The sequence below is a fragment of the Desnuesiella massiliensis genome (assembly GCF_001403615.1).
GTDB lineage: Bacteria > Bacillota > Clostridia > Clostridiales > Clostridiaceae > Desnuesiella > Desnuesiella massiliensis.
On sequence record NZ_LN879454.1, the window covers coordinates 641,313 to 654,341 of the forward strand.

13 protein-coding genes and 1 pseudogene are annotated in these 13,029 nt (G+C 35.0%); all 14 read left to right on the top strand.

The window, feature by feature from the left end; all coding sequences use genetic code 11:
- Positions 1-81: 81 nt before the first annotated feature.
- The 14 genes and pseudogenes from BN2665_RS06710 (at position 82) to BN2665_RS06775 (ending at position 13,025) form a co-directional block, all read left to right on the top strand.
- Complete coding sequence (locus tag BN2665_RS06710; protein ID WP_055666327.1) at positions 82-1,065, top strand: hypothetical protein; 984 nt, start codon at positions 82-84, stop codon at positions 1,063-1,065.
- Positions 1,066-1,168: 103 nt separating this feature from the next.
- Positions 1,169-3,481: an AAA family ATPase gene (locus BN2665_RS06715; protein WP_242865904.1), complete on the top strand. Its 2,313-nt coding sequence runs from the start codon at positions 1,169-1,171 to the stop codon at positions 3,479-3,481.
- A gap of 5 nt (positions 3,482-3,486) precedes the next feature.
- Positions 3,487-4,524, top strand: coding sequence for a 5-methylcytosine-specific restriction endonuclease system specificity protein McrC (mcrC, locus tag BN2665_RS06720; RefSeq protein WP_055666329.1), 1,038 nt, complete (start codon positions 3,487-3,489; stop codon positions 4,522-4,524).
- 94 nt (positions 4,525-4,618) lie between these two features.
- Positions 4,619-5,605, top strand: a complete 987-nt coding sequence (locus BN2665_RS06725) for a helix-turn-helix transcriptional regulator (protein WP_055666330.1) — start codon at positions 4,619-4,621, stop codon at positions 5,603-5,605.
- A 98-nt stretch (positions 5,606-5,703) separates the two neighbouring features.
- Positions 5,704-6,033 carry a helix-turn-helix domain-containing protein gene (locus BN2665_RS06730; RefSeq protein ID WP_028308447.1) on the top strand — a complete coding sequence of 110 codons (330 nt, stop codon included), beginning with the start codon at positions 5,704-5,706 and terminating at the stop codon, positions 6,031-6,033.
- A gap of 220 nt (positions 6,034-6,253) precedes the next feature.
- On the top strand, positions 6,254-6,934 hold the full coding sequence (locus tag BN2665_RS06735) for a GGDEF domain-containing protein (RefSeq protein WP_055666331.1): 681 nt from the start codon (positions 6,254-6,256) through the stop codon (positions 6,932-6,934).
- Between the two features lie 336 nt (positions 6,935-7,270).
- Complete coding sequence (locus BN2665_RS06740) at positions 7,271-8,575, top strand: DUF4139 domain-containing protein (protein ID WP_055666332.1); 1,305 nt, start codon at positions 7,271-7,273, stop codon at positions 8,573-8,575.
- A gap of 34 nt (positions 8,576-8,609) precedes the next feature.
- On the top strand, positions 8,610-9,185 hold the full coding sequence (locus BN2665_RS06745; RefSeq protein WP_028308449.1) for an HD domain-containing protein: 576 nt from the start codon (positions 8,610-8,612) through the stop codon (positions 9,183-9,185).
- A gap of 89 nt (positions 9,186-9,274) precedes the next feature.
- The gene (locus tag BN2665_RS06750) at positions 9,275-9,475 is read left to right on the top strand and encodes a hypothetical protein (protein WP_055666333.1); all 201 of its coding nucleotides are present in this window, start codon (positions 9,275-9,277) and stop codon (positions 9,473-9,475) included.
- Positions 9,476-9,545: 70 nt separating this feature from the next.
- Positions 9,546-10,385: a hypothetical protein gene (locus BN2665_RS06755; protein ID WP_055666334.1), complete on the top strand. Its 840-nt coding sequence runs from the start codon at positions 9,546-9,548 to the stop codon at positions 10,383-10,385.
- On the top strand, positions 10,382-10,915 hold the full coding sequence (locus BN2665_RS06760) for a hypothetical protein (protein WP_055666335.1): 534 nt from the start codon (positions 10,382-10,384) through the stop codon (positions 10,913-10,915). Before BN2665_RS06755 ends, BN2665_RS06760 begins: the two co-directional genes overlap by 4 nt.
- Before the next feature lie 28 nt (positions 10,916-10,943).
- Positions 10,944-11,342 (top strand): hypothetical protein, encoded by a 399-nt coding sequence (locus BN2665_RS06765; RefSeq protein ID WP_055666336.1) that lies wholly within the window; start codon positions 10,944-10,946, stop codon positions 11,340-11,342.
- Positions 11,343-11,393: 51 nt separating this feature from the next.
- Positions 11,394-11,816: pseudogene (locus BN2665_RS06770) on the top strand (GTP pyrophosphokinase); the annotation flags it as partial.
- 207 nt (positions 11,817-12,023) lie between these two features.
- Positions 12,024-13,025, top strand: coding sequence for a hypothetical protein (locus tag BN2665_RS06775; protein WP_055666337.1), 1,002 nt, complete (start codon positions 12,024-12,026; stop codon positions 13,023-13,025).
- Positions 13,026-13,029: the final 4 nt, after the last annotated feature.

Here is a 13,029-nt window from a genome sequence, read left to right on the forward strand (position 1 = left end):
AATACAATCATCAAGAGGTGTTGAAGTATATGAAATTGTTTATTAAATAAACATCTATTACCATGTAGGAGGGGGGAGCATATGTCAGACATTAGTATACCTGTTGAATTCACATCAGATGAAAAGGGTTATTATGACAGGCAATGTCCAAATGATAAATGTGAATTTGTTTTTAAAATATATATGGAAGATTGGAAAGATAAAGTATCTGACGAACAAGTATTTTGTCCTATGTGTGGACATACCGCAACGTCCGATCAGTGGTATACTCATGAACAGATTGAGGCTATTGAGGAGATAGCTGCCAGTTACGCTCAGTCTTACATCAGCAATGAATTGGATAAGATATTTGGAAAAATGGCACGTAGTATGCGTGGGAATAAATATGTTCAAATAACTTATAAACCTGGCAAGAAGATATCCTTCGTGAATAATCCCATAGGACAAAGACCGGAATGGGAATTAGAGATAACTTGTGAAAAGTGTCAGACCCGATATAGTGTAATTGGAAGTGCTTATTTTTGTCCCTGCTGCGGACATAATGCCGTTGAGCGTGTTTTTAATGAATCTTTAGATACAGTCCAAAAGATGATTGAGTCTATTGAAGATATATACAGCACCTTCGAAAAAAGCTATGGCAAAGATAAAGCTGAATCGATGTGTCGATCAATGATAGAAGGTACGTTGGGAGATATTGTTTCAGCTTTCCAAAAGTATGCTGAAGAAATTTATAAGCAAATTATGCCAAATAAAAAAGTTCGAATTAACGACTTTCAAATAATTGAAAAAGGCAGCAATTTATTTAAAGAAGTTACCGGGAAAGGCTATGATTCATGGCTTTCTGAAGATGAAATTGCAGACATAAATATGTTATTTCAGCAAAGACACATAATTGAACACAATAATGGATTGATCGATGAAAGATACATACAGAACTCAAGAGATATAACATACAGGGTAGGCCAACGAGTAATTATAAAAAATCAAGACGCAATGAGGTTGCTTAGATATGTTAGGAAACTATCTGATGGACTAAGCAAATTAGGGGGAATGCAGAATGGATAAAGAGTTGTTTTATAACTGGCTTAAGAGTTTCAAAAAACTTGATTCGACTACAAGTAATGCAAGAACTTCTAACTGCCTGAGAATTGAAAAATTCTATGGTGATTTGGATAAAATATATAATTCCGATAGGTGTATTAGTCTTATAGAGCAGCTCACTTATACCACAACAGATAAAAAGCTTGGAGCAAAACCGAAGCACAACATTCCAATTGATGGAGATATTTATAACGGAACACATACATTAAAAGCTGCTTTGAAATTATATATAGAATTTAAAGATAACAAGATGATTGAGGAACTCAAGACGATACCTGATGTAGATCCTGACAAGCATGACGGATCATATGAGCTTGTAAGAGAAACTGTTGAATCCCTATCAACTATTCCATGGGAGCAGCTTGATATAAATGACCTTGATCTTCTTTATTTCATGGTAGTTGGCACTTGGAGAAGTGGTGTTGATGTGAAAAGACAAAAAATTAAAGACAGCCACTTGGATACAGTTGAAAAGGACAGGCTTTCTGCTATTTTAGAAAAAGTTAAGGAAAAAGCTGTTCAGCATAGCTATGAGAATATTGCAGAGGAAGGCAAAAATTTAGGATGGTCTATCGGAATGTTTGGCACTGGCTTTCATACATTTGCCTCAAAAGCAGATAAAGAAAGTGCTCAAAGGTTCATTTCTCTTTGTGTTGAGCTGAAAGACATGGCTGACGATGAAGCAATGTTCGTAAAGGTAGATGAGGCTATTAAGAAAGGTATAAAAGGGATGCAGAGTGCGGCGGCTTCTGTTATGCTGCACTGTTTGAAGCCGTATACGTTTCCTATTATGAATAGTGCTGTTAACGATACAGCATCACTTTTTCAGATAGAAGGAGTATCGTTAGTTAAGCCTAAAGAATTAGGGTACTATATTCAAAATTCAAGGCAGCTAAAAAAATTCAGAGATGAAAAATGCATATTTAGAAATTATCGTGCTATGGATATGAAATTGTCTGTCTATGGTAGAAGTAAGGATATTGTAGAAGAAGAATCAGTTAATGATACGACTATTACACAGGATGACAAGATAAATATTTGGAAAATATCTCATGGGAACGATGGCAGTTTTTCTGAAGAAGAGAGAGAAAAGTATTTTGATCAGGGAATAATTACTGTACATAGAGATACGGGAAGAGGTCAAGGAAACGAGTTCGAGAATGGTATAAAAATCGGGGATTATTTTTATTTGTGTTACGGAAATAGTGGCATAAAACTACTTGGGAAAATTACATCAGAAGCTGTACAACTGGCAAGCAAGACTCAGGGATGGCTCTATAGAAATTATGAAGTAGTAGCTTATTCAAAGATTCCGGATTACCAATATTCAGCAGCTCAAAAGGGGTGGACTCCAAATTACAATTCCACTGCTTGGCGTGTACCAAGAAATGATTATGCTGAATTTGAAAAAAACATCCTATTGCCCTGCTTTGATAAGAAAGTTCAAGACTTGATTTCTGACGAAAAAGCTACTCAACCTGATATTAAAGAAGACGAGCCTTCAGGTCCAAAGGGTTCATTAGAATTGTACACCAAGGAAGACTTTTTAAATGAGGTATTTATTTCAGAACAGCAATATGATGAAATATCGATACTTCTGAATAGAAAGAAAAACATCATCTTGCAAGGAGCACCTGGTGTCGGAAAGACCTTTGCTGCCAAAAGGCTGGCTTATTCACTGATGGGATCTGTTGATGATTCAAGAATAGAAATGGTTCAGTTCCATCAAAACTATTCCTATGAAGACTTTGTTATGGGATTCAGGCCGGTTGAAGGTGGAGGCTTTGAACTTAGGAATGGTATTTTTCATCAGTTTTGTATAAAGGCTGCCAATGACCCTAATCGGGACTATTACTTTATCATTGATGAGATAAATAGAGGGAATCTAAGTAAAATTTTCGGTGAGCTTCTAATGCTTATTGAAAATGATAAACGTGGTTCAAAATTTGCAGTTCCTCTTACATACAAACCGGATAGCCGTTTTTATGTACCGCAGAACATATTTATTATCGGTATGATGAATACTGCCGACCGTTCTTTGGCGATGATTGATTATGCCCTTAGAAGAAGATTCTGCTTTGTTGAGATTGAGCCGGCTTTTAATACACAATCATTTAGAAAGCATTTGGCGGACAATGGAATTCATGTGGACTTAATAGAAAAGATTATCAGCAGGTTAATGTATTTGAATAGCCAAATTGCATCCGACAGTAATTTAGGTAGAGGGTTTAGAATTGGACACAGTTACTTCTGTAATCCTTCCACAGATGAGAACTGGTATCAGAGTGTTATTGAGTATGAAATCAATCCGCTTATCGAGGAATACTGGTTCGACAACGAAGAGAAGGCACAGGAGTACATGGATTATTTGCTGGGGTGATATGAATGGCAAACGAGATACCGATTCGTAATATATACTACATGCTCAGTTATGCTTATGATGTCTTAAAGAAAGGGGACAATGTCAATTTATCGAATGAAGAATTTGATAACATCTATGATCTCTTCGGAAAGATTCTCGTAACTGGATTGAGTCTTCTTATTAAACGTGGTTTTAACAGAGAATATATCTGTGTGTCTGATGAGTTGCCTGTGCTTAGGGGTAAAATAGCCGTAAATGATACTTTGAAAAGACAGACCTTTATTCTTGGTAAGCTTAGCTGTGAATATGATGAGCTTTCACCGAATGTATTGTTTAATCAGATCATAAAGGCATCAATCATTACCCTTATTAACTATAAAGAGCTGGATAAGCAGGTAAAAGACCAGCTTATCCATATTAACAGATATTTTCAGGGAATAGATGTTATAAGGCTTCAGAAATCACATTTTTCAGGCATCAGATATCATCGGAATAACCGCTTTTATAAGTTAATTATTGATATTTGCGAGCTTATATATGATGAAGTACTTGTTACATCTCAAAAGGGTGAAACGATCTTTAAAGATTTCATTAGAGATAGTAGAATGGCTGCTCTGTATGAGAAGTTTATACTTAATTTTTATAAAAAGGAATTATCATCGATACAAGTCTATTCCCCTATCTTTCAATGGGAAAAGGATACTGACTTTGAACACATTGGGGAAAGCTTTCTGCCGGTGATGAGAACTGATATCGTACTGCAAAATGAGAAAAGTCAGTTAATCATTGATGCAAAGTATTATACGAATGCATTACAAATTCGCAATGTAGGAGATACTAAAAAGCTTATATCAGGAAACCTGTACCAGATCTACACATACATAAATAACAGCACCTTTACCGGAGAGAAAGCTGGGATGCTGATTTACCCTGTTGTAGATACTGAGCTTGACTTTGTTTACAGTATTCAGGGCAAAAAGATATATGTGAAGACTTTGAACCTTAATACAAGGTGGGAAAATATATATGGACGATTAAAAGAAATAGCTGCAGTAATATAAAACACAATCCGTTTTATTGGACACCTCTTGTGATATTATGGTATCATTGGAGGTGTAATTATTTGGAATGATCTTGAAATAACAGGGGTGCATTATGGCAAAAAGTTCTAATCAGAAGTTGAAAATTCTATACTTAATGAAAATGCTTCTTGAAAAAACGGATGAAGAAAATACAATGACAGTAAATGATATAATAGCGGAACTTGAATGCTACGGCATTACTGCTGAGCGAAAATCAATTTATGATGATATCGAAGCTTTGCGTCATTATGGAATTGATATTGCTACTCGAAAAAGTAAAACTACGGATTATTTTGTAGCAAGCCGTGTCTTTGAATTACCGGAATTAAAGCTATTGGTTGATGCTGTTCAATGTTCGAAATTTATTACATATAAAAAGAGTCATGAACTTATAAAAAAGATAGAGAGCCTGGCAAGCTTTCATCAAGCTGCGTTGCTTCATCGCCAAGTTTATGTGGCAAACAGGGTTAAGGCTATTAATGAAAACATTTATTATAATGTGGACAGGCTTCATGTCGCAATTGCAGAAAATAGGCAGGTATCTTTTAAGTATTTTGACTACGATATTAAAAAAGAAAAGAAATATCGAAAGGATGGAGACCTTTATTTTGTTAGTCCTTATGCTTTGTCCTGGGATGATGAGAATTATTATCTCATTACTTTCTCGGGAAAATATAATGACTTTACCCATTATCGAGTTGACAGGATGACGAATATTGAAATCATAGATCAGCCAAGAGCGATACTGCCGGACAATGAGCAATTTAACATTGCTGACTATTCAAAAAAAGTATTCAATATGTTCGGAGGAGAAGAAGAGACGGTAAAATTAAAGTTTGACAATTCACTTGTTAATGCGGTCATCGATCGTTTTGGAAAGGATGTTACTTTAGACAAAGCTGACGACAAAAGCTTTTCAGTAAGGATAAACGTTGCAATTAGTTCCACCTTTTTTGCATGGCTAGCACAGTTTGGAAATAAAGTGAAGATATTATCTCCGGAGAGCGTTATTGAAAAATACAAAAACTCTATTCAGGAGATTTTAGAACAATACAAATAAGAGGGTGGAATGTGACCATATAGTAAATAGTTGTGTTTACCAATGGACTGTTTTTATTTCAAAAACTTCCCTGTATGTTTATTACAGGGGGTTGAGACATGGACTATAAGGCTATCGGAGAAAGAATAAAACAGGAACGAAACAAAATGGGACTTACACAGTTTCAACTTGCTGAAAAAGTTGATATATCTCCACAATACGAGGGCAAGATAGAGCGAGGAGAAAAGCGATTTTCATTCGAGACTTTTTTAAATCTGTCGATTGCTTTAAATACAACTCTTGATTATCTTGCGTTCGGACATAGAGATAGTGCTAAAAGTCCTGAAAGGTTAGAAATGGAGCTATTAGCCAATAAATTATCGGAAGGGCAAATAAGTTTGCTGAACGATATTATTCGAGCCATGTTAGTTCACAAAAACAGAGATTAAAATAGGGGTAGAACACACAACGGTAGGTAGTCTACCCTTATTTTATATATACTATGTGCACTATCAGTAATGATTAATATTTACTCAAAGGGAATTTAAGTATAAAATATAAAGTAAATAAATGCTAATACCTGTAAAAAGTTATTGGAATGTTTCTGATAAATAAAGTAAAATATTGTAAATGAATAGGGGAAATAGGTAAGTGAGGTGGTTATTTTATATGAGGAATGCTTTATATAGGAATATTCCTATTTATATAGGTCTAGGGGGACTGTTAATAAGTTTTATTGTTTGCTTTGTTTATTACAGCATACAACCAACCTTCTATAATTATTTTTGGATAAGTGTTATTGTATTTTCAACTGTTATTAGTGTATTCTGCGGCCGGTGGATAAAAAACATTATATATTATGCCTATAAAGACCCACTCACGGATCTTTATAACCGTAGATACCTCTATGAAAAGTTAGAATCAGAGCTGAAAAGACTGAATCGTTCAAAAACGGCACTTTCATTAGTCATAATTGATATTGACCATTTTAAAAGAGTAAATGATAAATACGGGCACTTAGCTGGGGACAAGCTTCTCACACGGGTTTCAGAAGTTTTCAAAGCAAATTCCAGGGAAATTGATACTATTGCACGATGGGGAGGCGAAGAGTTTGCCATTATCCTTCCTGACACAGATAATCAAGGTGCATTAAAATATGCGGAGAGGCTAAGGAAGGCAATAGAGAAATCCGAAAAATGTTTTGGTGCTACTGTGTGTATTGGAGTAGCAACAACTGATAAACCAATTGCTATAGATATTTTATTTGCAGAAGCAGATAAGGCACTATTTCAAGCAAAATCAGTTAGGAATAAGGTTGTAGGAGCAAATTTTCCATTATGTGAAATTTAAAATCATATAAATTAACATAGATGGGGGGATTAGGTTTTGCATTATGAGGAAACCATGCAGTTATTGGAAGCACTAAAACAACACCCTGTTCAAGGTACACTTATCATTCTGTTAATAATTGTGCTTCTTGCATTCTTGATTTATCTTGATAAAAAGAAAAGATAGTTTTTCAATGAGAAAGAGAGGGCATCCCTCTCTCTTTTGCTATAACAGAAGTTTTCTGTGCAGGCTTAGCAGCTTATTGATATTGTTAAAACAGAATAGAATATAAATTTACTGTCCGTTTTATTGTACATATTATTTGATATAATTTGTTATAAAGGAAGGTGTTGGATCATGAAAAAAATATCTACTGCAACTGATACAAAAGACATTTCATTGACTATTTACAATGGAGGATTCGGCGCTGTCAAGGAAACACGTACCGTAAGCCTTACAGGGGCTGAGACTGAGCTTATTTTTGCTGATGTAGCACAGCAGATTGAAACGGATTCTCTCCTGGTGGAAGGTTTGAATATCTTGGAATTCAATTATGATTATGATTTAGTTGATAGGGATAAGCTCCTCAAAAAGTACATTGATAAGGAAGTTTATTTAAAAGATAGGAAAATCGGTGAAAAGAAAAGCTGTCGTCTTTTATCGGTTGAGGGAGCTGGAAGATGTGTATTAGAGGATAATGATACAAAGGAAATATATATCGATGCTCAGGCAGAAATTGTTCTCCCTTCCCTACCATCTGGACTTATTGTAAAGCCTGCTCTTGTATGGAAGATTGGGAAGTCGACATCTGAATATGTTAAGGTTTCCTATCTTAGCAAGGGCTTCAATTGGAATGCAAACTACGTCGTAGAGATTTTGGGAAAAACTTTAAACATTGCAGGATGGGCAGAAATTGAAAATCAAAGTGGTGCATCGTTTGAAAATGCCAAAATAAAACTTATTGCCGGAGATGTCAACAGAATTCGGGACGATAGCTATGACATGGAAGAACGCATGTATATTTGTGAGTCCTCTGTTGCGCCTCAGGCTGAGGAAAAAGCTTTCTTTGATTATCACATGTACACATTAGTAAATCCAACAAATCTAAAAGATAATCAGACAAAGCAAATAAATATTTTAAATGGTCTAAATATACCCTATAAAAAGTATTACAAGCTCAACATGAGTGAAGAAAAGGCAAATGTAATTATTGAATTTACAAATAAGAAAGAGTGTGGCTTGGGTTGCGCCATGCCAAAGGGGAAAATCAAGCTGTATAAAACTGATGAAGCAGACAATTCTCTTGAGTTCATTGGTGAGGATAGTATAGGGCACACCCCAAAGGATGAAGATATTAAGCTCGCTATCGGCAATGCGTTTGACATTACCTTCGCTTTTACAGAAATTGACAGGAAGAAAATAAATGGATTTGAACATTACAAATATGAGTGCATTATTAAGAACCATAAAGAAGAAGCTGCGGAAGTACATTTTGAACATTATGCCTGGGGTATATGGGAAATGGTTTATGCAACACATGAGTATTCAAAGAAAACATCGGGGCTTATTGAATTCTCTGTTAATGTACCGGCTGACAGTGAAGTAAAGGTAGAATTTGAATATAAAATCGACCGGCGTACAGAGGTTATTGTTAAAAAGTAATACACTCGAAATTACATTGTGAGGACCGTTTGTTATGAAAAAAAGTGTATCGGAAAGATATAAAGATTTAAAATCCATTGTTATAGAGCGAAAAGAACAATTTGATAGGGTAATAAACTTCATCGAGAAAGAAACCGCTTGGCTAACAGCACCTGCAAGCACGAAATACCATCTCTGCAAAGAGGGTGGTCTTTTAGAGCACTCGGTAAATGTTGCTGAAACTATGTTGAAGATCAAGTCTGCAATTGCACCGGAAATAAGTGATGAGAGCTGCGTCATAGTAGCATTGTTGCATGATTTAGGTAAAGTGGGTATGCCGGGAAATCCACAGTATCTTATAAATGAACCTTCAGAAAAGCAGAAAAAGTACGGATACAAACCGGATTATCCATATCGTTTTAATTCTGAACTTACATATTTGAGTGTACCGGTTAGGAGTATATATTTGGCGCTTCAGCACATCAACCTTACAGAGGAAGAAGTGCAGGCAATTGTCTATCACGATGGACAATATGTGGAGGATAACCGTTCCTGCGCTACCCATGAGGAACGGCTCACGCTGCTTTTGCAGTATGCCGATAGCTGGAGTGGGTTTGTAATTGAGAAATAAAAGACCAGCTAATAAAAGTCAAGAGTTTTTAAGAAAAAAATTTAAGAATTTTTGAAAACTCCTGACAGTGAAAAAAGAGGGTGATAATAATGAAGTTCGGTATGAGAAAACCAAGTATTAAAAAGAGTATTGCGGCAAGAACGAGTGTAAAAAGATATATACGCCACAGCTTAGGTGTGAAAGCTCCAAGAGGATGGGGTTGGATCACAAATCCTAAAAAAGCCTTGTATAACAAGGTCTACCGTAAAACCTCGTTTAGTATATTTGATATTTTTAAGTTTTTTAAATAATAAAACCTATTTTGAGCTTTTTCTTTTGCATAACTGATAAGTAAATAAGTTATCCATTGGGGGTGATAATTTGATACAAGCCGTACTTGAAGGCAAATCGTTAGGTTATGAGTATACGGAGGATATCCTTACTTCAACAGTCTTTGGCACTTTAAAATATCTAAGGCCAGACATGATATTGATTCCTTTTATTGAATCTGCGTTTTTATATAATGGGAAAAGAACAACTCTATGGGAAAAATTAAATTCGGAAGGAATTGAGCTAAGATGTTACCAGGAAGTAGAGTATGTATTCTGGACTTGGAATCAGAATTATGGAGAGCCGGATTTAATCCTCATATTTAGAGACCATGTACATGGTTTTGATGATTTGCTTCTTATTGTTGAAGCTAAATTCAAATCAGGGAAAAGTGGAACAGACGAAAATGATCAATTAGTCCGCTATTTTGAAGCAATAAATAATGATATAGAGAATTTTACTGAATCATCTGTGTCAAGCTTCAAAGGCAGAAAGGGATATATTGTTTATTTGACAGAAGCCGAAGCTTATTCGGATATAACGGCGACTACCAAAATAATACAAAGCAGATATATTGAAATAAAAGAAAATGTCTTTCATCTGAGATGGCATCAATTGTATAAAACGCTTGAAAAAATGTATCCATTCTATTCGTCATTTGAAAAGAATATCGTAGACGACTTGATGAAGTATATGGAAAAGCTCGGTTTGAGGGATTTTTCAGGAATATCTCTGCTGGATAAGTCGTTGAATTCGGCGTTTTCATTGCCGTACCCGATTTTCTATAATAATGGAAATAGTTCTGCTGAGAAGAAAACTTATTTTGACCAATTGAACAACTTAGACATTACAATAGAAAAAAATATCTTTTATAGGGGGAATCAGTTGTGAGTGATATTCAAAAGGGTCATCAAATAACATTAGCTTTTCAATATATTCAACAAGTATTTAAAGAATGCCAGAGGTTAATATTCAAGATTGATAACCAATTAGCTCCTGAGTGGGGGAACTTATATGGCAATAGAATAACAAAGGATGTAAGCGCAAGCTTGCAGGAGGCTGACAGATGGATTGTTGAAGCAATTTTCCGTGTTTATCAAAATAATAAAGATAAACTGGTTAATAAATGCATTACAATCACATTTTGGGGAGACGATGTGGAACAACCAATTATTACTGCCGGAAAAATTGTATACTCCGATATAGATAAAAGGGATCATTGGGATTTATGGAATATCTGGTTTTATTGGTCTGATGCAAGTGAAGACAATAACTATGAATTAGATGGCAAAGTTAATAAATTCCGATCCGAGGAATGCAAATATATTGATGAAGCGTATGTTTTCAGTTTGCCACTTATTAGTATTACAGACGATGAAGCATTAATTGAAAAGATCATTAAACCGTTAAAAGAGCTTTAAAATTGTTATGGGAGAGGTGAAATATCAGATGGAATTAACAGATAATATACGGGCTGTTCTTGAATTCTATTCTTCTCTCGGTAAGCAACAAGCCTTCTGTGAATTAAAACACTACAATGGTAATACCGAGGAATACATTTTTTCCCGGTTGGAGAGAGCAGCCTTTGACCAGCGCGATGGGAACAATATTGCTACCTTTTCAAGATATACCATATGGGCAGATGATGTAAGGTATCTTATAAAAAGTGCCATAGAATCGATTAATACTCAGGATAAAGAAAAAGCTGTTGAAGAACTTACACTTGCGTTGAATGCTATGGGTGCGTTTGTAGATATTCAGAATATGTTTGATGCTCAGCCCGGAAGAATGCAATTTGAAAAACCTGAACAGATTTTAAAGGAGTATATCGAGTTTAAAAAATTATAGATATAGTTTGCTGTTTTATCTATATCGAAAACATGAAATGGGGTGTACTAAATGCTTGATAAAGCTATTCGTATTGCAGCTAAAGCTAATGAAGGACAGATGGACAAGGCTGGGCAGCCATATATACTACACCCGCTACGGGTCATGTTTATGCGAAGGGATGAAACTGAAAGTATTTGTGCAGTGTTACATGATGTTATTGAGGATTCAGATATTACTATTGAATATTTGAGAAGAGAAGGTTTTTCGGAAGAAGTTTTGAGTGCATTAAATGCTCTGACAAAGCGCGAGAATGAAAACTATGATGATTTTATTGGCAGGGTTATTGAGAATAAAACAGCCTGTAAAGTAAAGTTGGCTGATTTAAGTGACAATATGGATTTGTCCCGTATTTCAAACCCTATCCAAGAAGATTATCAAAGAGCAGAAAAATATCGTAAAGCATCAGAACGGATATTTGAAACTATGGATTTTGAGAATGACAATGAGTATAGAGTCTCTAAGGAGATTGAAATAAACGGTTGCGTTTTAGTTCCTCAAAGTTGTTCAGAGGATGATTTTCTACATAAGTTTATCGATTTCATTGAAAATAATTATTGGTCATTTGGCGGTGGAGTAAAAGAAATTGATGGAGCAGGTGACTAAATGTTTGTATTGGGGGATAAGGAGGTTTGAAAAAATATGGCAACAACAGTGATTCAGGCATTTAATGAATTTTTAAAAGATATTGTTAACTTGGATTCTGATATAAGTAAAACTGCAAGAAGCAGTAGAGATTGGCTATTGGGTCAAATTTCCAAATTTAATGAAAAGGACAATACCTTTCCTAAATTATACTCTGACATCAATATACATTTTGGTTCTTTCGCAAGAAAGACAAAAATTAGAGAGCTTGATGATATCGACTTAATGATTGGTTTAACAGGTCAGGGATCAACATATACCGAATATACGGATAAGATTGAGATAAATGTAGCTGATGATGCCAAAGACTTATTAAATTTGTGTCATGACTACACAAATAAGTTAAATTCAAAAAAAGTTATTAACAAATTTGTATCTGCATGTTCCAATGTACCTCAATATAGTAATGCAGATATTAAAAGAAATCAGGAAGCAGCTACATTGCAGTTATCATCGTATACCTGGAATTTTGATATCGTGCCGTGCTTTATGACAACAACAAATATTTATGGTGTTAGTTATTATCTCATACCGGATGGGAATGGACATTGGAAGAAAACCGATCCCAGGATAGATAAGGAAAGAATATCAAGAATTAACCAAACTCATGATGGTAATGTATTGCAAGTGATTAGAGTTATGAAGTATTGGAATAGAAGACCCACTATGCCGACAATGTCATCATATTTGTTAGAAACAATGATACTAAATTATTATGAAGCTAAAACGACAACTGCCAGTCAATATGTAGATATTGAATTGCCGGATGTTATTGCTTATATTCACAATAATATTATGTATGATGTAAACGATCCGAAAAATATTCAAGGCAATATCAATAAACTTACTTATGATGAAAAAACCAAAATTAAGAATAAAGCTTATTCTGACTATTATAAAGCCATGGAGGCCAGGCAATTAGAACAAGACAAAGATATGAAAGGCTCCATCAATAAATGGCGTGAAATTTTTGGGGATTCTTTTCCTAAATATGAGTAGGGGG

Coding starts and splice junctions, on each gene's coding strand:
- BN2665_RS06725 (WP_055666330.1), top strand. CDS start 4,619: ATGGCAAAAAGTTCTAATCAGAAGTTGAAAATTCTATACTTAATGAAA.
- BN2665_RS06740 (WP_055666332.1), top strand. CDS start 7,271: ATGAAAAAAATATCTACTGCAACTGATACAAAAGACATTTCATTGACT.
- mcrC (WP_055666329.1), top strand. CDS start 3,487: ATGGCAAACGAGATACCGATTCGTAATATATACTACATGCTCAGTTAT.
- BN2665_RS06775 (WP_055666337.1), top strand. CDS start 12,024: ATGGCAACAACAGTGATTCAGGCATTTAATGAATTTTTAAAAGATATT.
- BN2665_RS06735 (WP_055666331.1), top strand. CDS start 6,254: ATGAGGAATGCTTTATATAGGAATATTCCTATTTATATAGGTCTAGGG.
- BN2665_RS06745 (WP_028308449.1), top strand. CDS start 8,610: ATGAAAAAAAGTGTATCGGAAAGATATAAAGATTTAAAATCCATTGTT.
- BN2665_RS06710 (WP_055666327.1), top strand. CDS start 82: ATGTCAGACATTAGTATACCTGTTGAATTCACATCAGATGAAAAGGGT.
- BN2665_RS06730 (WP_028308447.1), top strand. CDS start 5,704: ATGGACTATAAGGCTATCGGAGAAAGAATAAAACAGGAACGAAACAAA.
- BN2665_RS06750 (WP_055666333.1), top strand. CDS start 9,275: ATGAAGTTCGGTATGAGAAAACCAAGTATTAAAAAGAGTATTGCGGCA.
- BN2665_RS06765 (WP_055666336.1), top strand. CDS start 10,944: ATGGAATTAACAGATAATATACGGGCTGTTCTTGAATTCTATTCTTCT.